Origin of the sequence: Leucobacter sp. BZR 635, assembly GCF_048061935.2 — a bacterium.
Classification (GTDB): domain Bacteria; phylum Actinomycetota; class Actinomycetes; order Actinomycetales; family Microbacteriaceae; genus Leucobacter.
This window is the reverse complement of record NZ_JBLUNZ020000065.1, coordinates 21328-40682: the sequence shown is the minus strand read 5'-3', so window position 1 is coordinate 40682 and position 19355 is coordinate 21328. Positions and strand designations below refer to the sequence as shown.

Annotated in this window: 16 protein-coding genes; 5 read left to right on the top strand and 11 right to left on the bottom strand. The window is 67.6% G+C overall.

All coding sequences use genetic code 11. From position 1 onward, the window contains the following. Nucleotides 1–696: 696 nt before the first annotated feature. Complete coding sequence (locus ACI1US_RS12760) at nucleotides 697–2034, bottom strand: PhoH family protein (protein ID WP_416550263.1); 1338 nt, start codon at nucleotides 2032–2034, stop codon at nucleotides 697–699. 323 nt (nucleotides 2035–2357) lie between these two features. On the opposite strand from ACI1US_RS12760, the gene ACI1US_RS12755 reads away from it, so the two are divergent. Further along, on the top strand, nucleotides 2358–2924 hold the full coding sequence (locus ACI1US_RS12755) for a TetR/AcrR family transcriptional regulator (protein ID WP_416550262.1): 567 nt from the start codon (nucleotides 2358–2360) through the stop codon (nucleotides 2922–2924). Between the two features lie 241 nt (nucleotides 2925–3165). Here ACI1US_RS12755 and ACI1US_RS12750 read toward each other — a convergent pair whose 3' ends face one another. From ACI1US_RS12750 to ACI1US_RS12735, 4 genes are read right to left on the bottom strand one after another with little or no spacing between them, the layout of a single operon-like run. Then, complete coding sequence (locus ACI1US_RS12750) at nucleotides 3166–4131, bottom strand: lysostaphin resistance A-like protein (RefSeq protein ID WP_461640810.1); 966 nt, start codon at nucleotides 4129–4131, stop codon at nucleotides 3166–3168. Next, the gene (locus ACI1US_RS12745) at nucleotides 4128–5174 is read right to left on the bottom strand and encodes a DUF1648 domain-containing protein (protein WP_461640809.1); all 1047 of its coding nucleotides are present in this window, start codon (nucleotides 5172–5174) and stop codon (nucleotides 4128–4130) included. The genes ACI1US_RS12750 and ACI1US_RS12745 overlap by 4 nt, the downstream gene beginning before the upstream one ends. After that, on the bottom strand, nucleotides 5171–6364 hold the full coding sequence (locus tag ACI1US_RS12740) for a DUF1648 domain-containing protein (RefSeq protein ID WP_461640808.1): 1194 nt from the start codon (nucleotides 6362–6364) through the stop codon (nucleotides 5171–5173). The genes ACI1US_RS12745 and ACI1US_RS12740 overlap by 4 nt, the downstream gene beginning before the upstream one ends. Then, entirely contained in the window at nucleotides 6361–6777 is a 417-nt protein-coding gene (locus ACI1US_RS12735) for a GntR family transcriptional regulator (RefSeq protein ID WP_461640807.1), read from the bottom strand. Before ACI1US_RS12735 ends, ACI1US_RS12740 begins: the two co-directional genes overlap by 4 nt. 101 nt (nucleotides 6778–6878) lie before the next feature. Here ACI1US_RS12735 and ACI1US_RS12730 point away from each other — a divergent pair, with 101 nt between their 5' ends. Both ACI1US_RS12730 and ACI1US_RS12725 read left to right on the top strand, forming a co-directional pair. After that, a complete protein-coding gene (locus ACI1US_RS12730) occupies nucleotides 6879–8003 on the top strand; it encodes a PQQ-dependent sugar dehydrogenase (RefSeq protein ID WP_461640806.1) in 1125 nt (374 codons plus the stop codon). Nucleotides 8004–8129: 126 nt separating this feature from the next. Beyond that, a complete protein-coding gene (locus ACI1US_RS12725; protein ID WP_461640805.1) occupies nucleotides 8130–9713 on the top strand; it encodes an HNH endonuclease signature motif containing protein in 1584 nt (527 codons plus the stop codon). A gap of 344 nt (nucleotides 9714–10057) precedes the next feature. Here ACI1US_RS12725 and ACI1US_RS12720 read toward each other — a convergent pair whose 3' ends face one another. Together ACI1US_RS12720 and ACI1US_RS12715 are read right to left on the bottom strand one after the other, a co-directional pair. After that, the gene (locus ACI1US_RS12720; RefSeq protein ID WP_416550264.1) at nucleotides 10058–11221 is read right to left on the bottom strand and encodes an acyl-CoA dehydrogenase family protein; all 1164 of its coding nucleotides are present in this window, start codon (nucleotides 11219–11221) and stop codon (nucleotides 10058–10060) included. Between the two features lie 34 nt (nucleotides 11222–11255). Beyond that, nucleotides 11256–12428 carry a CaiB/BaiF CoA transferase family protein gene (locus tag ACI1US_RS12715; protein ID WP_416550265.1) on the bottom strand — a complete coding sequence of 391 codons (1173 nt, stop codon included), beginning with the start codon at nucleotides 12426–12428 and terminating at the stop codon, nucleotides 11256–11258. 83 nt (nucleotides 12429–12511) lie between these two features. Between ACI1US_RS12715 and ACI1US_RS12710 the strand changes: the two genes are divergently transcribed. Beyond that, nucleotides 12512–13981: a PucR family transcriptional regulator gene (locus tag ACI1US_RS12710; RefSeq protein ID WP_461640804.1), complete on the top strand. Its 1470-nt coding sequence runs from the start codon at nucleotides 12512–12514 to the stop codon at nucleotides 13979–13981. A 146-nt stretch (nucleotides 13982–14127) separates the two neighbouring features. Here the strand turns inward: ACI1US_RS12710 and ACI1US_RS12705 are convergent, their stop codons facing one another. The 3 genes from ACI1US_RS12705 to ACI1US_RS12695 form a co-directional block, all read right to left on the bottom strand. Next, nucleotides 14128–14631 carry a phosphoribosyltransferase gene (locus ACI1US_RS12705; protein WP_461640803.1) on the bottom strand — a complete coding sequence of 168 codons (504 nt, stop codon included), beginning with the start codon at nucleotides 14629–14631 and terminating at the stop codon, nucleotides 14128–14130. Nucleotides 14632–14720: 89 nt separating this feature from the next. Next, the gene (locus tag ACI1US_RS12700) at nucleotides 14721–15626 is read right to left on the bottom strand and encodes an aldo/keto reductase (protein ID WP_461640802.1); all 906 of its coding nucleotides are present in this window, start codon (nucleotides 15624–15626) and stop codon (nucleotides 14721–14723) included. 192 nt (nucleotides 15627–15818) lie between these two features. After that, complete coding sequence (locus ACI1US_RS12695) at nucleotides 15819–17555, bottom strand: 2-isopropylmalate synthase (protein WP_461640840.1); 1737 nt, start codon at nucleotides 17553–17555, stop codon at nucleotides 15819–15821. Nucleotides 17556–17823: 268 nt separating this feature from the next. On the opposite strand from ACI1US_RS12695, the gene ACI1US_RS12690 reads away from it, so the two are divergent. Further along, complete coding sequence (locus ACI1US_RS12690) at nucleotides 17824–18537, top strand: FadR/GntR family transcriptional regulator (RefSeq protein WP_461640801.1); 714 nt, start codon at nucleotides 17824–17826, stop codon at nucleotides 18535–18537. 87 nt (nucleotides 18538–18624) lie between these two features. Here ACI1US_RS12690 and ACI1US_RS12685 read toward each other — a convergent pair whose 3' ends face one another. Then, the gene (locus ACI1US_RS12685) at nucleotides 18625–19332 is read right to left on the bottom strand and encodes a hypothetical protein (protein ID WP_461640800.1); all 708 of its coding nucleotides are present in this window, start codon (nucleotides 19330–19332) and stop codon (nucleotides 18625–18627) included. Between the last annotated feature and the right edge of the window lie 23 nt (nucleotides 19333–19355).

Sequence of the window (19355 nt, the reverse complement as noted above, 5' to 3'; positions counted from 1 at the left end):
CGACCCGCGCTAGCCCAGTCCTGCGCTAGCCCAGCACTCTGCAGCCTCGCCGCCCCATGAATCCCACCACCCCCGTTTAATCCATTCCGACCCTTTTCGCGCCTCGCAAGTGTCGGTCTGAATTAATCGGGGCGGAGAGGAAAGCCGGCGGCTAAGCCGAAGGCCACGCACAGAACCAGAGGGGCTCTTCACAATTCAAGGCGCAGCGGCATATCGGCGTGGAGTCGCACCGAGTGCGGCTTTTCCCTACTCGCTGAGAGGCCAGAACCACCTGACGCAACGAACGCACCTGGGAGCTGCGATAGGCACACGGCCCGCGCCCACCTGCCTTGCGCCGCAAGGGCGCGAAGCGCCCGCGGCACCCGATTGCTCTGGGCGGTATCCCCCGCAGCAATGGACCGCGGCGAAGCCCCGTCTCCCTACGGCCACCACCTACCCAAGGAGACGGCACACCCAGCTGGAGTCGCTCACAACCCATGACTTCAGCGAAGTCGGGCGTGATTTACCGCAAAAACACCATGACCTCGCTGAGGTCATGGCTGTTGAGCGCTCTTCTTCGCGGAGGTCCACACCCTCAATTGCGCAGAGCAGCCAGAGGCCACGCACGCAGCCGGAGGCCGCTCGCAGAGGCGGGGGCACGGGGCACAGGGCTGAGGCGGGAAGCCCGGCTGGCACCCCGCCTCAGCGCCTCACCGGCTACGCGTCGAGCAGCTGAGTGACGAGCGCCGCGATGTCGCTGCGCTCACTCCGGGTGAGGGTGACATGCCCGAAGAGCGAGTGACCCTTGAGCTTCTCGATAACCGCGGCGATCCCGTCGTGCCTCCCCACGCGGAGGTTGTCGCGCTGGCCCACATCGTGAGTGAGCACAACACGCGAGCGCTGCCCGATGCGGCTGAGCATCGTCAGCAGCACATTGCGCTCGAGCGACTGCGCCTCGTCGACGATCACGAAGGCGTCGTGCAGCGAGCGCCCCCGAATGTGGGTGAGCGGCAGCACCTCGACAAGATCCCGCGCGACGACCTCATCGAGCACGTTCTGCGACACGATCGAACCGAGCGTGTCGAACACGGCCTGCCCCCACGGGTTCATCTTGTCGTTCTGGTCACCGGGGAGGTAGCCCAGCTCCTGCCCGCCGACCGCGTACATCGGCCGGAACACCATCACCTTGCGGTGCTGCTGCCGCTCGAGCACGGCCTCGAGCCCCGCAGCGAGCGCGAGCGCCGACTTCCCTGTGCCGGCCTTGCCGCCGAGCGACACGATCCCGACATCGGGGTCGAGCAGCAGGTCGATCGCGAGCCGCTGCTCGGCACTGCGCCCGTGGACACCGAAGACCTCGCGGTCGCCGCGAATGAGCCTGAGTGAGGCGTCGCCGTCGACCCGCCCGAGCGCCGATCCACCGCCCGGCGCACTGATGATGAGGCCCGTGCCGGGGGTGAGCTCCCGCACCGGCTCAACCTCGTCCAGCCGCTCGGCCTCCCAGAGCGCATCCATCTCGGCATCGCTGAGTTCGATCGTCGCGGTGCCAAGGTAGCTGTCGTCGCCGGTTTGGTCGTTGCGGTACTCCTCCGCCCCGAGCCCGAGGGCTGCGGCCTTCACGCGCATCGGGAGATCCTTCGAGATCACCGTCACCTGGAGCCCCTCAAGCGCGAGGCTCTGCGCGACCGCGAGAATTCGGGTGTCGTTATCCCCAAGCCGCATCCCGCTCGGCAGCACGTCGGAGCTCGAGTGGTTGAGCTCCACGCGGAGCGTTCCGCCCTCGCCCACGGGCACCGGGAAGTCGAGCCGCTCGTGCCGCTCACGCAGACCGTCGAGCAGCCGGAGCGCCCGCCTAGCGAAGTACCCGAGCTCTGGATCGTGCCGTTTCTTCTCGAGCTCGGTGACGACAACAACGGGAAGCACAATGCTGTGCTCCGCGAACCTGAAGATCGCGGACGGATCGCTCAGCAGCACTGACGTGTCGAGCACGTAGGTGCGTTCGGCCTGTGTGAGCGGATCGCTCAGACCGATCGCCGGCTGCTGGAGGATTTCTCGGATATGTGCCACGGCGGCTCCTTCGTTCTGCCGGGGCGGCCCCGGCGAAACGAGTCGGCCGTAGCTTTCGAGGGTGGCTGCGGCCTCCTCAACCGGGCACGGTGCCCGGTACAGCACACGGTACGCGGCGAAGGTAAACGCGGGCTGGCGACACGCTGTCGTGCGGGTAAGCATCTGTCGGCCACACAGTCTTGGGCTTCACAACATCAGCGGGGCTGTAGCCCGACAGTCGTGAAGGGTCTCTTTGTCACAAACACCAGGTTTACGACAACAGAAAAGTTTTCCTTTGTAGCGTATCCTCCATGGATCACGGGTAGGCTAAAGCCATGACTGACGCGCGCAGCCTGCGGACCCGTGCCGCTCTCCACGGAGCCATCACTGACCTTGCTACACAAAAACCCGTGGGCGACATCACCGTATCCGAGCTCGCAGAAAAGGCCGGCATTAACCGGGTCACCTTTTACAAGCACTACACGACGCCCGCGGAGGCGCTCGCAGACGCGCTGCACACCGAGCTCGCCGCCGCGTGCGAGGCCGCGCCGCCCAGCAACGGCCTCGACCCGTTCACCCACTACATCTACGCGGCGCTCGACCACCTTGAGGCGCGTCGCGACCTGTACACGATCGCATTCGGCGATCCCGTCGACGGGACGATCCCCATCATGCTGTCGCGCTTCCTCACCGGCGTCGCAGAGACCTACCTGACCAAGCGCCGCAAGCGGAAGCCCGCTATCCCCGACGTCGACCTCGACGTCGCCGCCGCGTTCCTCGCGAACGGCGCAACCGGCGCGATTCGCGTGTGGATCCTCGAGGGCGACATGTCGCGCGAGCGCTTCTTCGAGAACCTTCCGCACCTGCTCCCCGTTTGGTTCCAGGCTTCAGAGAGCAACTAACTCACCGTCCACGTTCCGTAAACAGTTCAGCCCCGACGAAGCCGTCGGGGCTGAACTGTTTATTGGGCCTTACTGGGTTCTTCACAACCGAGGGTGTAGCGGCATCCGGCATCCGGCATCCGGCATCGCTCATAAGACATGACCTCAGCGAAGTCAGGAGTGATTTGCAGTACAAGAATCATGACCTCGCTGAAGTAATGGCAGTTCAGCGTTGCTGCCCGCGGGAGTGGGGGCGCCGGGGCTAGCGCCGGCGCGCGGCGAGCTCCGGCTGCCGGCTGAACTGCCCCGTCAACACCAGCACCGCGATGACAATAGCGGCGACAATCCAGCCAGATACCCCGAGCGGGTTCACGAGCGCGAGCGGCAGCGGCGCACCAGCCATGCCGAACAGCACGAAGATGCCCGCGGCGCCGTTGAGCGCCCCGTGCGCGATCACCGCGGGCCACACCGAGCCACTGCGCAGGCGCAGCCAGCCGAAGAGGATCCCCCAGCTCACGCTCCCCACCGTCATGAGGGCGACGCCGCGCCAGTCAAACAACCCAAAGTTGTGGCCGAGCAGAGTGAGCGGCGCATGCCAGATGCCCCAGATCACTCCACTGATGAGCAGCGCTGGCCACGTGCCGAGCGGGCGCAGCGCCGGCAGCAGCCACCCGCGCCAGCCGACCTCCTCGCCGAACGCGGGGAGGATGTTGATGAGACCGGCAAGCGGCAACATCACGAGCTGCGTGAGCGCCACCGCCTTCGCGCTCTCGGCGGGTGCCCCCGATGACGCGAGCACCGCCGCGAAGCCAGAGAGGTTCGCGAGGTCGGGCGTAAACCAGCCGAACAGGGTCGCGACCGCAAGCGATGCCGCGACGAGCAGTATTGGCGCGAGCGCCCCGAGCACGATGAACCAGACGACGCGCTTCGCGGGCCGGAGCGGCCAGAGACCCAGGAAACGGGCGCGCCCCGTGCGCGGCGTCCTCGCGAGAAACACGACCACGAGCATCGCGACCGCGGGTGTGAACATGACAGCGATCGGGGTGAGCTGCGCGAGCAGCTGCTGCCCGATTGAGAGGGAGGCCGAGTTACTCGCGACGAGTCCCCACATTGGCAGGGCGACGAGCCAGGCCAGCCCGAGCGCGATCCCCACGAACAGCGCAACGGCTCCCCACGGCACTCGCGTGGGCTGCTGGTTAGGGTTTTCGGGAATCTGTTCAGCGGTCATTGCATGTCTCCTTCGACGTCGGTGGCAGTGGTCGCGGCGTGGGCGGCAGCTGTGAGCACGGTCGCCGCGGTCTCGGCGTCGGGCATCGTCACCACGAGCACTCGGCCATCGCGGCGGGTAATCACCAGGCCCTCCCCACCGCGCGGCACGATACCGGTGCGGTTCCCCGAGAACCTGAGCCCCCAGCCGCCGAATTCGCCCAGCGGATTGATGTTTGCGGTCACCACGTTCGCGACCTCTGCCGCGGGGACACGGAACACGGGCCAGCCCGCGATTGATCGGGCCTCGAAGCCTTGTGGCCCGATCCGCACCCGAAACCACAGGCACGTCACCAGCAGCCCCGCAGAGAACACGAGTGTGCCGAGGGTGATCCACCCGCCGACCGGGTCAACGGTGAACATCCACACCGAGAGCGCAGCGAGCAGCACGATCGTGACGCCGACAACCCAGGCGACCGCCGGCGACGGCTGGATATCGCCCACCCAGGCAGCCCGCTCTGCACCGCCCAGCGGAAGCGGCTCGGCTGGTGGCTCGCCGGCCTCTGGATTGAGCTGAAGCTTTGGCTGCGCCAGGAAGGCGAGCACCCCAACGATGATGCCCGCGGCGAAGCCACCGATGAGGAACCACAGCGTCGAGCCAGTCTCGCGCGCGTCAAGAGCGTCAAGCTGCACCCACGTGCTCCCCAGCGCCTGGGTTTGCAGCGAGACGGTGAGCCCGACCACAAACGCGGGAATGAGCCGGCTGTTGCCCGCCCAGGTGGGCTTGCCTTGGGCGGCGGCCGCACGGCGGCTCTGGAACCGCTCGAGCAGCGGCAGCAGCAGGAGAACGGCGTTACTGAGCGTGAGCACCGCAAGGTTCTGCCACGGTGAGCCGAATCCGTCGGGTGCTCCGGAGATACCCCAGTGAACCGCGGCAGGACTGGGCATGCGGGGCAGCCACGCGATCTGCACGGCTGCCGACACGAGGATGAGGAGCGCGGGGAGCAGCGTGCCAACGCTGAGGGCGGCGCGCCTGGCGCGCGGCAGCCGCTGGTCGGCGCTCATGCGTTGCCTCCCGCAGCCGAGCCCGACGCCTGCTGCGGCGAGGCCGTCTGCGCGAGCTTCGCCGCGGTCGCGAGGGCGGCCGCCGCCGATTCAGCGTCGTCGAGGGTGACGACGAGGTCGCGGCCCTTTCGGCGCTCGATCCTCAGTCCCTCACCCGTGCGCATCACGATGCCGACCCGGCCGTCGACCGTCACCCGCAGGCCCCAACCGCCGAACTCGGCTAGCGGGTTGATCTCGCCGACCGACACGTCTGCGACGTTGTCTGCCGCCGCACGAAGCACCGGCCAGCCAACGAAGGAGCGGGCCTCGAAGCCGCGCTCATCGATTCGCACATTGAAGCGCAGGCTGAGCACCGAGAGCACGAGCACCAGCCCGAATGCCGCGCCCATGCACGCCACCAGTACCGGGCTGCTCGACCGCAGCGAGAGCACGAAGATAAAGCCGGCTGCCCCCACGACGAGCGCCGTGATCATCGTCCAGAGATACGGTTTCGTCACGCCGATCGAGCCGAGCCAGGCCACGCGCTCAGTCGCCGCAATCTCGAGCGGCGTGCCCGCGTCCGCGTCGACCTCAGCGCTCACCCGCAGCTTCGGCTGCGCGAAGTACCCGAGCACGCCCGCCGCGATGCCGACCGGCCAGGGCACAACCATTGCCCACAGGTTCGGGGCAAGGTCGCGGCCGTCGGCGAGGTCGAGCTGCAGCCAGGTCGTGTAGATCCCGAGGGTGAAGATCGAGACCGCCGCGCAGAGCACGACCGCGGGCAGGAAGCGGTTCATCGGGCCCCATACATCGCCGCCGCGACTGGGTGAGAGCTTCGCCTGCAGATCGGCGGCCTTCGTCACGAAGAACAGCGATGCCATCAAAAGACCCACGAGCGGGAACATCACGATCGTGAGGATCGGACTCGCGAAGCCGTCAGCCACGCCCGCGCCGCTCCAGTGCACCGCGATCTCGTCGGGGAGCCTGGGCAGCCAGGCGAGGAACACGATGACCTCGACGACGACGAGCCCGAGCGGGATGTAGAGGCCGACGATGCGCGCGGCGGTCTTCGCGCGCGGCAGCTCTGGGTGTGCTGGGCGCTCGCGGTGCTCGGCGGCCGGCTGCTTCTCGGCAAATTCCGCGCTCGCAGGGCGCTCTGGGCGTTCCGTCTGCCCCTCGGGCCGGAGTGGGATGGGGGTGTTGTCGCTCATGCGGCAGCTTCCTCCTGGATAGCTCTGAGTGGGATAGGTTCGTTGCCCGCGGGCGGGGGCCCGGCGGGGCCGAGGTGAGCAACCATCGCGGCCACCGTCTCCTGGCTCACGCCGAGACTGTTGGCCCGATCGACGAGCGCCCGCACCTCGCCGGAGAGCTCGACGAGCGTGCCTGCGAGCGCGGTGACCACCGCTCCCCTGCCGCGCCTGAGGTCGATGAGCCGCTCGTCGCGGAGCTGCTGGTACGCGCGCAGCACCGTGTGCACGTTGATGTCGAGTGCCTCGCCGAGTCGCTTCGCCGCGGGCAGCGTCGCGCCCTGGCGCAGCTTGCCGCTCGCGATGTCGGCCCGAACAGAGTCCGCGATCTGCGCATAGATGGCGCGCTCGCTGGCCTCGTCGATTCTGATGAGCATGGGCCCTCCTTACGCCTATAACTCTACCTGAACTAGAACAAGTTGTGGGCGAAAGATCTGCGGGGTTCGAGTACCGTGTGTAGACATAGAGAGAGGACATCATGCACACTTCACGACGCCCGCTCACCCTCATCGCAGCTTCGGCCGCGATACTGCTTGCCCTTTCGGGGTGCGCCCCCGAGCCCGAGGCGACGCCGACTCCTCCCCCTGCCCCGTCGAGTGAGACACCCGCGGCCAGCGAGACACCGGAGCCGCTTGGGCCCCGCCAACCGACGCTCAATCTCACAGCCCCCTGGTCAGTCGCGTTCGTCGGAAACTCAGCTCTCGTGAGTGAGCGCGATAGCGCGAAGCTGCTCGAGCTCGCCGAGGATGGCTCGGCCCGCGAGATCATGACGGTCCCTGGCGTGGTCCACGGCGGCGAGGGCGGCTTGCTGGGCCTGGCAGTGTCGCCCGCCGACGCGGGCACTCAGCCAGAGCACCTCTACGCCTACTCGACGGCCGCCGGTGGCAACCGCGTGCAGCGCTTTGCCATCACGGGAGAGCCAGGATCCCTCGCCCTCGGCGACCCGACCACAATCATCGACGGCCTTCCCAGTGCCGCCTCCCACAACGGCGGACGGATCGCGTTCGGCCCCGACGGCATGCTCTACGTGACGGCGGGCGATGCAGCACAGCCCTGGCTCTCGCAAGATCTCGCGAGCCCGGGCGGCAAGATCCTCCGCCTTGCTCCGGACGGCGCGATTCCCGCGGACAACCCGTTCGACGGATCCCCCGTGTACAGCTACGGCCACCGCAACCCGCAAGGGATCGCCTGGGCCACAGACGGCACGATGTACTCGAGCGAGTTCGGGCAGGACACCTGGGATGAACTCAACGTCATCAAGGCTGGCGCCAACTACGGCTGGCCAGAAGTCGAGGGCATCGCCGGCGACGACCGCTTCGTGGATCCGGTGCAGCAGTGGCGGCCCGCCGACGCGAGCCCGAGCGGCATCGCGATTCTCGGCGACACGATCTACATTGCGAACCTCCGCGGCCAGCGGGTGCGCACCGTGCCGCTCGCGGATCTCGCGGCAAACACGGACTACTTTATTGAGGAGTACGGGCGCATCCGCGATGTCACCGTCTCCCCCGACGGCAAGCTCTGGCTACTGAGCAACAATACGGACGGCCGTGTGGATCCTCGCCCCGACGACGACCGTTTCATTGACTCTGGGCTGGTGAAGTAGCCGAGCGGGAGCGCTCTGAGGTCGGTGCGTTCCCCACAGTTCAGCCCGGCGAACTTTTGCCCGGTAGTTTTCCACTTCAACCAACTCGCGCACCTACACGTCGAAGGCGCGTGATTGACTTCGGGCATGACTTCACCATCCGATTTCCGCGCGGAGGCAATCGACGGCCTCGAGGAGGTCGCACGCGATATCCGGTGTGCTGAAGCGAAACGGTTCGAGCTGCTCGCGCGCGGCTATCGGGCGCTCCCGCCCGGCGAGATGGCATTCCGGGCATACAAGACTGAGGCAGCCCTCGCGCTCGGCGTGAGTGAGTACCGCGTCGACCAGTTGCTGGGCCTCGCGGCTGCGCTTGACCATGAGTATCTCGACACCGCCGCGCTGTTGCGCGAGGGGCGCATCGCGGTGGCGCACGCTGAAGTGATCACTGCTGCAGGCCGGGCCATCACGAACCTCACGGCAACCGGGGTAGAAGAGGCGGCACGCCAACTTATCGCCGAGCAGACCGCGCTCGCCGCGGCTCGACTCAAGGAGTATGAGCACGCGGTGCTCGCGTTCGCGCTCGAGGAGTCGCCCAATCGCCTGAAGCCCATCGCGAAGCGACTTGCCGAGCAGTGGGCGGTCGAACCGATCGAGGCCCGGCAGGCCGCGGAGACGCTCCGCCGCAGAGTCACCGTTGTTGAGATGAGTGACGGAATGGCGGAGCTTTGCGTCTACCTGCCGGCAGTGCAGGCGTACGGGCTCTACGACCACCTCACACGCTTAGCGAAGGCAGTGAAGCGCAAGACTATTCCTGCGCCGCCGGTCCCGGTACCGTCGGTTCCCTCGCCGTCTGCTGCTGCACCGCCCGATCCCGGGCGTTCCGTTCCCGCACCGCCCGATCCTGGGCGTTCCGACCCCGCGGAGGCTGCGTCCGATCGCACCGATACTCGCGGGCTCGACGAGATTAGGGTTGACGCCCTGCATGAGCTCCTGTCGCGCGACCCCTTTGTCACTGCCGAAACCGCCTCCCAGCCGGTGGGCGCTGAGCTCCGGGGCCGCGTTCAACTCGTCATCACGCCGGAGGGCCTCGATGCGCTTCTCGTCAAGCATGGCGGCACCGTGATTCGCGACACCGTGCTCCCGCCGAGCGGGACAGTGAAGTGTGAACTCCAAGGCTACGGCCCGGTCGACATCGACAGCGTTCGGCCACTCATTGCCGCCAATCAGCAGTGGGATCTGACAACCGTGTGCGCGCACACTGGCGTAGTCATTCGCACGGATACCTACCGCCCAGCGAAGCCCCAGCAACGATTCCTCGTTGCCCGCGATGGCCGGTGCCGATTCCCCGGCTGTGTCTCTCCGACGTATCGCTCGGAGATTGACCACACCATCGACGCAGCACTTGGCGGGCCCACAGCTACCGACAATCTGGCCCATCTGTGCCGCAGGCATCACACCCTCAAGGGCAGCACCGACTGGACAGTTGAACAGCGCAGTGGCGGCGTGATGATCTGGACCTCCCCAACCGGGCGCGTCTACCCAGACAGGCCGCCCGACCGACTCCCCGAGCACCGTGCCACACGGCGGGCAGAACAGGGTTCAGCGCGGCGGGCAGGGCAGCGGTCCGGGCAGGCATCCGGACAGCGGGCTACGTCGGTACGGCGACCCGACCGCACTTCCGCCAGCAGCCGGGTGAGATTCGAACCGGTCGATTCAGTTCATCCCTTCTGACCTCGCTGCGCCGCACGGTCCCCGCAGCGCAAGCAACCCCTCACAGGCCATGCAACCCACGCAGCCCCAGCAGCTCAAGCTGCCCAAGCAACCCAAGCACTGTGCCGCACCCTAACGCGCCGGGCCCCGTTGCACCGCGCTGCACCGAGCCACACCGTCCGACACAGCACGACGCCAAGCGAAACCGCGCTACACCGATCCACACCGAGCGACACACTGCACCATCGAACATGCAAAAGACGGTTGCGGTGCCACACCCCGAAGGGTTCGGCACCGCAACCGTCTTCACGCCTGAAAACCGCAGACGGGCCCGCGCGCAGGCGCGCAAGCCGGTCAGAGTAGGCCTAGAAGGCTGCGATTCCCGTAAGCTCGCGACCGATGACCAGCTGGTGGACTTCGTCCGTGCCCTCGTAGGTGCGCACCGACTCGAGGTTTGCCATGTGGCGCATCACTGGGAAGTCGCTCGTGATACCGTCACCACCGAGGATCGAACGGCAGTTGCCGGCGATCTTGATGGCCTCGCGCACGTTGTTGAGCTTGCCAACCGAGATCTGGCCGTAGGTGAGCTGGCCCGAGTCCTTGAGACGCCCAAGGTGCAGTGCGAGCAGCATGCCCTTCTCGTACTCGACGAACATATCGGCGAGCTGCGCCTGGATGATCTGCTTGCCGCCGATCGGGGTTCCGAACACCTCGCGCGTCTGTGAGCGCTCGACCGCCGCTTCGAGGCAGGAGCGCGCCGCGCCCATGACGCCCCAGGCGATCCCGTAACGAGCCTCGTTCAGGCACTTGAACGGAGCCGAGAGGCCCTTCGCGCCGGGAAGGATCGCGTCTGCAGGCAGGCGCACATCAGTGAGCTCGATCTCAGTCTGCAGCGAAGCGCGCATCGAGAGCTTGTTCTCGATCGCGGTCGCCTTGAATCCCTCGGTCTCGGTCGGCACGACGAAGCCGCGTACAACGCCCTCCTCATCCTTCGCCCAGATCACGCCGACCTGCGCGATGGTGGCGAGGCCGATCCAGCGCTTCTTTCCGTTGAGCACCCACTGGTCGCCGTCACGGCGGGCCGAGGTGAGCATCGTGTTGGGGTCGGAACCGCCCTGCGGCTCGGTGAGACCGAAGAAGCCGATGGCCTCGCCGCGACCCATCGCGGGCAGCCACTGCTGCTTCTGCTCCTCCGAGCCGAACTTGTAGATCGCGCCCATTGCGAGCGAGCCCTGCACGGAGAGTGCGGTGCGGAAGCCCGAGTCAGCCGCCTCGAACTCCATCGCGACGAGTCCGTACGCGACCGACGATGCACCGCGGAGGCCGTAGCCCTCCATGTACATGCCGAACGCACCGAACTCACCGACCTCGGGGAGCAGCTCGACGGGCAGGCGACGGTCTTCAAACGCCTGGTCGATGATGGGGTTGATGCGAGTCTGCGCGAACTCGCGTGCCTTGAGCTGCCATTCGCGCTCCTCTTCAGTGACGAAGTCGGCGACGTTGAACAGCTGGTCAATCGTGGTGGTCATGAGTTTCCTTTGTTCGTGGGGGATGCAGCGGAAGTTAGCGCGGAAGCCAGGTCGCGCCCTGATGCTCGCCGACGCCGGGTGGCGGCGTCGTGTAGCGCGCGGGGGTTTCCGAGAAGTGGATCGGCGCCGCCACCGAGCGCAGCGTATGTTCGGTGCCGTCAGCGGCAACGCCCGTGGTCTCGGCGACTGCGTCGAGACCGAGCGACTCGGCAAGCTCGATCGCCTGCGCGATCGTGTTCACTCGGCCGGCCGGGATGTTTGCGGCCGTGAAGGCCTTGATCCACTCGTCGGCGTTGCGGGTGCGCAGCCGCTCTTCGAGCGCGGCGCGGAGCTCGAAGCGGTTCGCGACGCGGGCCGGGTTGGTCGTGAAGCGCACGTCGGCGGCAAGCTCAGGGATCCCGAGCACCTCGCAGAGCCGCGTGAACTGGCCATCGGTACCGACCGCGAGCGCAACCGACTGATCCGCCGCGTGAAACGTCTCGTACGGCGCGATCGACGGGTGAGCGTTCCCCATGCGGCCCGGCGAGACGCCGGTCTCGAGTGTCGACGACGCCTGGTTCGCGAGCGCCGAGAGCAGGGAACCGAGCAGGGTGACCTTCACGTGCTGGCCGCGGCCGGTACCGTACTCACCGTCGCGGGCCCGCAGCGCGGCCTGGATGCCGATGACGGCGTTGAGTCCGGTGAGAATGTCGACGAGCGCAACGCCCACCTTCGTGGGCTCGCCGCCCGCGTCGTCGGCCTGACCGGTGATGCTCATGAGCCCGCCGACGGCCTGCACCAGCAGGTCGTAGCCGGGCAGGTCGCGGCCCTCGGCATCGCCGAAGCCCGAGATCGAGCAGTAGATGACGCCCGGGTTGAGCTCAGCGAGCTCCGCGTAGCTCAGGCCGAACTTGTCCATCGTGCCCGGCTTAAAGTTCTCGATAACGACGTCAGCTGTCGCAGCGAGCTCGCGGGCATGCGCAACACCATCTTCGCTACGAAGGTCGCAGACGATCGAGCGCTTGCCACGATTCACGCCGGCAAAGTAGGTGCTCTGACCGATCGCGTTTTGCGGCGGAGACCACTGCCGAGTGCCGTCGCCCTCAGGGCTCTCGATCTTAATAACGTCGGCACCGAAGTCTGCGAGCAGCATCGTGGCGTGCGGGCCAGCGAGCACTCGCGAGAAGTCAGCGACGCGAATACCTGCGAGCGGACCTACTGTTGTCATAGCCCCACTGTAGGTGAAACGCACAATCGAGGCGGGCGATACTTGCACAGCCACAACGCCGAACCCTGTGCGATAATGACACCATGGCGACGCTCTCCCAATTGCTCGAACTGCCCGAGCTCGGTCTCTCACTGCTGCAGGCTGGGCCTGGGGATCCTGAACTGAGCTGGGTATCAATCACCGAACTGCTCCGTATGAACGACTACCTCGAGGGCGGGGAGATCATCATGACAACGGGGCTGTCTCTCGGGCCGGACGACCCGGGCTGGCGAGACTTCGTCGCAGGTCTCAGCCGGGCGCGCGTTGCCGCGATCGGCTTCGGCGTGGGCGTCAACCACGACACCGTGCCGACCCCGCTCCTCCACGCAGCGAGCACCTACCGGGTCGCCCTCTTCGAGATCCCCCTCCCCGTCCCGTTTATCGCGGTGAGCAAAGCCGTCGCGGGCCTGCTGCGCTCCGACGAGCTGCGCGCCGCGCGCTCCGCGCTGCAGGTACAGCTTCGCCTGCTCGACAGCGCGCGAGGCACACAGGACCCCGCTGAGGTCCTCGCGAGTATCTCCCAGGCAACGGGTCGCCAGCTCGCACTCCTCTCCGGTCCAGACCGAGTGCTCGCCAGCACGCAGGGATTCCAGCCCGAGGGAGCCGAGCTGGTGGCGCTCGACACCGAGGGCTCGCTGCGGCTCGCGATCGCGGGCACCGGGCCGCTCACGCCCGAGGGCAGTTCGGTCATCGCCGCTGGCGCGATGGCGCTCGGATTCAGCGTGCGCAGCGATCGCGCGTCAGATCGGGCCGAGCGTGAACGGTGGGAGCTGCTCACTGAGCGGATCCTCACCGGCGTCTTTCCCGCGGCCACCGCGGAGATGCTCTCCCCCGGGCTCAGCCTGCCCGATACCGTTCGCGCGATCGTCGTGCAGGGGTCGCCGGAAGACATTTCGGCGTGGCGCGGCGAACCCCGAGTCGGACTCGACAGGTTCATCGGGTCCTCCGAGGAACTCCCGGGGGGCCTTGCCCGGGCCTGGCAGATCGCCGACGGTGCCGCACCAGATTCCGCCGTCACGCGGATCACCCAACACGGCCTCGACCTCGTCGTTGGTCGCTCGGTCTCGCCAGACGCGCTCCCACTGAGCGTGCGTTCCGCACAGTCACGGCTGCGAGATCTTCCGGGCCGTGCCTCGCTCTACGCCGAGCCGCGGCGCGCACAGGTGATCTGGGCGGATCGCGACGCCCCATTCCTTGAGGCAGTGCTCAGCCTGGGATCCTCTCCCCAACACGGCGCGATCGCGCTCAGCCGCGAAGTGCTCGGCCCGCTCGCGGCAACGGGGCCCGACGGGCAGCCGGCTACGGAACCCGACCGGGAGCTGCTCTGCGAGACGCTGCACGCGCTCTTCGTGTCCGACGGGCAGCGCGGGCCTGCGGCGAGCGCGCTCGGGATCCACCGCAACACGCTGCGTGACCGGGTGACGCGCATCGAGCGGCTGACGGGTCGCTCGCTCGCGAGTGCGGAGGATCGCGCCGAACTGTGGTTCGCGCTCCGCGCCGAGCAGCTCGCGTAGCTGAGGCGGGGCCCGGCCCGGCATTCCTCTCTGACCCTAGTTTTCCTGCGTGAGCCTATTCCAGCCCGTACAAGGCTCAGACTAGAAAAAACGGGGCGGTTGAGGTGGCGGCTGGGCGGGCACGGGTCGGGGCGGGGGCCAAACCGCTAGGCGCTGCGCTCTGCCGCGTTCGCGTCTTCTTCGATCACCGAGCCGGCTGCGGACCAGGGGAAGTCGATCCACTGATCCGTCGCCTTCCAGGCATAGTCAGGCTGGATCACCGTTGACGGCTTGGTGTAGATCGTGACCGAGCGCACCTCTGCACCCTCCTCGGTAAGCAGCTCGACGGCAAGCTTGAGCGTGCGCCCCGAGTCGGCAACGTCATCAACGAGCAGCACTCGGCGGCCCTTGAGGTACGCAAGGTCGAGCACCGGCGGCAGCACCTCCGGGTTGTCGAGCACGGTGCCGATGCCGGTGTAGAACTCGACGTTCAGCGCACCGCAGTTCTTCGCGCCCAGACCATAGGCGATCGCGCCTCCTGGCAGCAGCCCACCGCGTGCGATCGCAACGACGACCTCAGGAGCGAAGCCGTCGGCAACGATCTTCCGTGAGAGCTCACGGGTGGCGTCGCCGAACCCGTCCCAGGTGAGTACTTCGCGTTCGGCGGTCATTCGAGGCTCCCTCAGCAGTTGGCATACCGGCGGCGTGCGCCACCGTAAAGGGTCAAGTTTACGCGACCTCGCCGAGCAGCGCTCTCCGGCTACGGCACCTCGTACCCCGCCGCAACGAACAGCTCGTACCATTCGGCCCGCGTGAGCTGCAGCTGCGCGCCGACAACGGCCTCCGCGACCCGGTGCACCCGGGTGCTGCCGAGCACGACCCGCATCTTCGCCGGGTGCCGAGTGATCCAGGCAGTCGCAATTGCGGTGGGCGTGGTGCCGTGTTCCGCGGCGATCCTGCCGAGCACCCGTTGCAGCTCGCGTAACCCGCCCTGCTCGAAGATCGATCCCTTGAAGAAGCCGCGTTGAAACGGCGACCACGCTTCGAGCGTGATGCCCTTGATGCGCGCGTATTCAAGGAGCCCGCCATCGCGGTCGGCCGACTGCTTGAGCCCCTCCATGTTCGCCGCAATGCCCTGTGCGACGAGCGCTGCGTGGCCGAGCCCGAACTGCACCTGGTTCACGGCGATCGGTTGGGTGACACTCGTCTTCAGCAGCTCGATCTGGCGTGCGGTGTGGTTCGAGACCCCGAAGGATCGCACCTTGCCGCTCTCCTCAAGCGCATTGAAGGCGGCGGCGACCTCCTCCGGCTCGACCAGGGTGTCTGGCCGGTGAAGCATGAGCACGTCGAGGTAGTCGGTGCCGAGCGCCTGGAGCGATTCCTCTGCACGACGCACAATGTACTCCGCCGAGAAGTCGAAGCCGTGTTTGCCTGGCCGGATCCCACACTTCGTCTGCAGCACAATCTCACCGCGCTCCGCTGCCGTGAGCCGCAGGGCCTCTGCGAAGCGGCGCTCACAGCCGTGATCGCCACCCCCGTAGATGTCTGCGTGGTCGAAGAGCGTCACGCCAGCGTCGCGCGCCCCGGCGTAAAGCTCCCGAATTTCCTCTGCCCTGAGCGTTTCAATGCGCATCATGCCGAGCCCAATACGTGCTGCGTCGCTCATAGCGTCGTCTCCACTTCGTTGCGGGGATGGTGCTGACCACTGTACCGGCGCGGCCCGGGGTTTGGCCCCTGCGGCGCAGAGACTCACCCCGCCCCGCAACGCCGAGCCGAGCAGAGCGGAGCGGAGCCGAGGAGAGCCGAGCAGCGCAGGGCCCGGCCCAGCCCAGCCCAGCCGAGCCCCGCCCCCAGCGCCTCAGTCGCGGTGGTTCGCCGCCCGCATCACCGCCGCGAGGGTCGCAGCAAGCGTGGACCGGTCGCGGCCAGCAGCCCAGGCAACGCCTCCCGCGGCGCGGTATTCGATGAGCGTGATCGCCTCGCTCGCGTTGCCGGACCCCATGCTGCTCTGGTGCAGCTCGAGCACCTCGATGCGTGCGCCGTGCTCGGCGAGCGCCGCGGTGAGCGCCTCGACGGGCCCGGTGCCGCTGTGCGTACTCACGAAGGTCTCCCCCGACACACGCAGGGTGAGTGTCGTGCTCGGCTCTCCACCCTCGACAGAGCTCGCGAACGACTCCAGCACGAGAGCCTGCCCGGTTCCGGCGGAGCCCGGCTCGGTCAAGGCGGAGCCCGGCTGGGCCCCGGCATGTCCACGCGCCGGCGCGAGATACGCTGCGGCAAAGATCTCCCAGATCGCGGCGGCCGTCACCTCGGCTCCGCTCGCGTCGGTGTGCTGCTGCACGCGGCGCGCGAGGTCGATCTGCAGCCGCCTCGGCAGCTCGATCCCGTACTCGCTTTCGAGCAGGTAGGCGATACCGCCCTTCCCCGACTGCGAGTTCACGCGGATCACCGCGTCGTAGCTGCGGCCAATGTCGGCCGGGTCGATTGGCAGGTACGGCACCCGCCACTCGATGTCGCTCTCGGGCAGCCCCGCTGCAGCGGCCCGCGCGCGGTGCTCGGCGAAGCCCTTCTTGATCGCGTCCTGGTGCGTGCCGCTGAACGCCGTGTGCACGAGGTCGCCGACGTAGGGGTGCCGCGGGTGCACCTCGATGCGGTTGCAGTATTCGACGGTGCGGCGGATCTCGTCAATGTCTGAGAAGTCGATCTGCGGATCGATGCCCTGCGCATGCAGGTTGAGCGCGAGGGTCGCGATGTCGACGTTGCCCGTGCGCTCGCCGTTGCCGAAGATGCAGCCCTCCACGCGTTGGGCGCCGGCGAGCACCGCGAGTTCCGCGCACGCGATGCCGGTGCCGCGGTCGTTGTGCGGGTGCACCGAGAGGATCACGCCGTCGCGGCGCGCGAGCCGCGTGTGCACGTACTCGATCTGGTCGGCGTAGATGTTGGGGGTCGCGATCTCGACGGTCGCCGGGAGGTTGAGGATCACCGGCCGCTCAGGCCGCGCGTCCCACAGCTCGGTCATCGCGTCGCAGACTTCCAGCACGTAGTCGGGTTCGGTGAGGTTAAACACCTCGGGGCTGAACTGGAAGCGCACATTGGGCAGGTGCCCCGCGAGCTCGAGCATGTCGCGGCCGCCCGCGAGGATCAGTTCCTTCAACGACTCGCGGCTGTGCCCGAGCACGGCGTCGCGCCACATGGGCGCGGTCGCGGTGTACATGTGGATCACGACCGGGTTCGAGATCCCCGCGATCGAGGCGACGGTCCGCTCGATAAGGTCACGCCGCGCGGCCGTGAACACGACGATCGTGACGTCGTCGGGGGCGATGTCGGTGTCGGCGATGAGCCGCACGAAGTCGAAGTCGGTCTGCGACGCCGAGGGGTATCCGACCTCGATTTCCTTGTATCCCATCGCGACCATGCGCTCGAAGAAGAGGCGCTTGCGTTCGGGATCCATCGGCTCGGCAAGTGCCTGGTTCCCGTCGCGCAGGTCGACCGGGACCCAGAGCGGCGCCTGCGTGAGTCGCTTCGTTGGCCACGCGCGCTCGATGAGCGGGATCTCGACGCGTGAGTGCGCGTCACGGTAGCGGTGCGAGGGCATGCCAGAGGGTTGCTGGCGGTTCCACGCCGGGGCGGCCGGCTGGACGGCAGGCTGAGCAGTGGGCTGAGCTGCGGGCTGGACGGTGTTGTGGTGCGTCATGCGCTGGTTCCTGTTCTGCGAAAGCAAAGGTGACCGGCGTCGACAGCTCCCCACGCCGGGGAGCCGGTCTGGCTACGCCCCGCCGTGGCGGCGAAGAAGGAGGAATCCGCGAAGGAACATGCGTAGACTGTAACACAACTCCTCAGACAAGTAGCGCACTTTGCGCGGATTGGATCAGCAGACCATGGCCCAGGTGCAACGATCCTCGCTCGCCGACCAGGCAGCTGACGTGCTGCTCGAACGCGTACGAAACGGCGAGTGGGCGCTCGGCGCGAAGCTGCCAGGAGAGACGACGCTCGCGGCGCAGCTCGGCGTGGGGCGCTCGACCGCGCGCGAGGCAATCAGGCAGCTCGCCGGCCTCGGCGTGCTCAGCTCGCGCCAGGGGTCGGGGGTCTTTGTGACCTCACTCGAGGCCCGCGACGATTGGGATCTGGTGCTTCGCCGCTCCGACATCCTCGCAGTGATCGAGGCGCGCACCGCGATCGAGGCCGAGAGCGCAGGCCTCGCCGCGACGAGGCGCACCCCGACCGAGCTTCGAGCGATCCGCCGGACGCTTGCGGCGCGAAAGCTGAGCTACACGGCCGTGGAGGCCCACGTCGATGCCGACACGGCGTTCCATCGCGCGGTGGTGCATGCGGCGGGTAACCCGATCCTGCTCGAACTCTTCGATGGATTCACGCCGCGGCTCAGGCCCGCAATGATCGAGATGCTCCGACTCCGCGGCGGGCTCGGCAGCGAGGACTTCAACGAGACCGACCACGACCACCACGCAGACCTCGCCGCCGCGATCGCCGAACGAGATTCCGAGCGCGCCGCAGCGCTCAGCCGCGCGCACCTCCGCTCGCTCGGCGATGCGCTCACCGGGCCGAAGGCGCGGCCGTAGGCGCGGCGGCGTCAGCGCGACGCGCCAGACGAAACGCGGTCTGCACGACTCACAACGCAGTCGGTATGACTCGCGAGTCCCGTGCCGCTACTCCTCGACGAGCTCGCGCTCCACGATGTCGCCGGTGAACAGCACGAGCACGTCCCGCTCCTCGGTGAGGACCTTCACGAATCCGGGCTGCACCTCGAGCACCCATCCTTCGAAGGGGCCGTCGCCGGCGTCGATCCGCTCCTTCGACATCCACGGCGTATCGACGGCGACGGCCAGGCCGAGTACGCCCACGACGGCGAGCGCCCCCGCGCTGCGGAGCACGCCGAGCACGACTCGGCGGCCAACGCCGCGTCGCCAGATGAGTCTGGCGGCGAGCAGGATCCCTCCGAGCACGACCGCCCCAATCACGACCCACCAGGAATTGAAGGTGCGCACCCACACGACCGCGACGGTGACGAGCGCGATCGCAGCGAGCACGCCACTCAGGCTGAGCGTGCCGTGCCCGCCGCTGGATCCGTGTCCGCTGAGCGGCCAGAGCGCGCGCAGCAGCGCGAAGGGAAGCAGCACCGCGACGAGTATGCCCGTGAGCTCGGGGCGCGCGAACAGCGTGCCGAAGGCTATCGGCAGGGCATCGCCGAAATCGAGGGAGTCCGCGATCGCCCCCGCGGTGTTCCAATCCCACTCTGACACGGCGAGCAGCCGCAACAGCAGGAATAGGGTTGCGAGTCCGGCGGTTGTCCCCAGTACCATCCCTGTGCGCTTCGCTGTCGGTTGCTCCGTGGCTTCGGGCTGCGGCTGGGTCATGGCCGCAGTCTAGGGATCATCGC

What these genes read in the sequence shown, in the direction of transcription:
- ACI1US_RS12735 (WP_461640807.1), bottom strand. Translation starts at nt 6,777, where the DNA reads ATGCTCATCAGAATCGACGAGGCCAGCGAGCGCGCCATCTATGCGCAG.
- ACI1US_RS12695 (WP_461640840.1), bottom strand. Translation starts at nt 17,555, where the DNA reads ATGCCCTCGCACCGCTACCGTGACGCGCACTCACGCGTCGAGATCCCG.
- ACI1US_RS12705 (WP_461640803.1), bottom strand. Translation starts at nt 14,631, where the DNA reads ATGACCGCCGAACGCGAAGTACTCACCTGGGACGGGTTCGGCGACGCC.
- ACI1US_RS12750 (WP_461640810.1), bottom strand. Translation starts at nt 4,131, where the DNA reads ATGACCGCTGAACAGATTCCCGAAAACCCTAACCAGCAGCCCACGCGA.
- ACI1US_RS12745 (WP_461640809.1), bottom strand. Translation starts at nt 5,174, where the DNA reads ATGAGCGCCGACCAGCGGCTGCCGCGCGCCAGGCGCGCCGCCCTCAGC.
- ACI1US_RS12720 (WP_416550264.1), bottom strand. Translation starts at nt 11,221, where the DNA reads ATGACCACCACGATTGACCAGCTGTTCAACGTCGCCGACTTCGTCACT.
- ACI1US_RS12710 (WP_461640804.1), top strand. Translation starts at nt 12,512, where the DNA reads ATGGCGACGCTCTCCCAATTGCTCGAACTGCCCGAGCTCGGTCTCTCA.
- ACI1US_RS12715 (WP_416550265.1), bottom strand. Translation starts at nt 12,428, where the DNA reads ATGACAACAGTAGGTCCGCTCGCAGGTATTCGCGTCGCTGACTTCTCG.
- ACI1US_RS12730 (WP_461640806.1), top strand. Translation starts at nt 6,879, where the DNA reads ATGCACACTTCACGACGCCCGCTCACCCTCATCGCAGCTTCGGCCGCG.
- ACI1US_RS12740 (WP_461640808.1), bottom strand. Translation starts at nt 6,364, where the DNA reads ATGAGCGACAACACCCCCATCCCACTCCGGCCCGAGGGGCAGACGGAA.
- ACI1US_RS12685 (WP_461640800.1), bottom strand. Translation starts at nt 19,332, where the DNA reads ATGACCCAGCCGCAGCCCGAAGCCACGGAGCAACCGACAGCGAAGCGC.
- ACI1US_RS12725 (WP_461640805.1), top strand. Translation starts at nt 8,130, where the DNA reads ATGACTTCACCATCCGATTTCCGCGCGGAGGCAATCGACGGCCTCGAG.
- ACI1US_RS12700 (WP_461640802.1), bottom strand. Translation starts at nt 15,626, where the DNA reads ATGAGCGACGCAGCACGTATTGGGCTCGGCATGATGCGCATTGAAACG.
- ACI1US_RS12755 (WP_416550262.1), top strand. Translation starts at nt 2,358, where the DNA reads ATGACTGACGCGCGCAGCCTGCGGACCCGTGCCGCTCTCCACGGAGCC.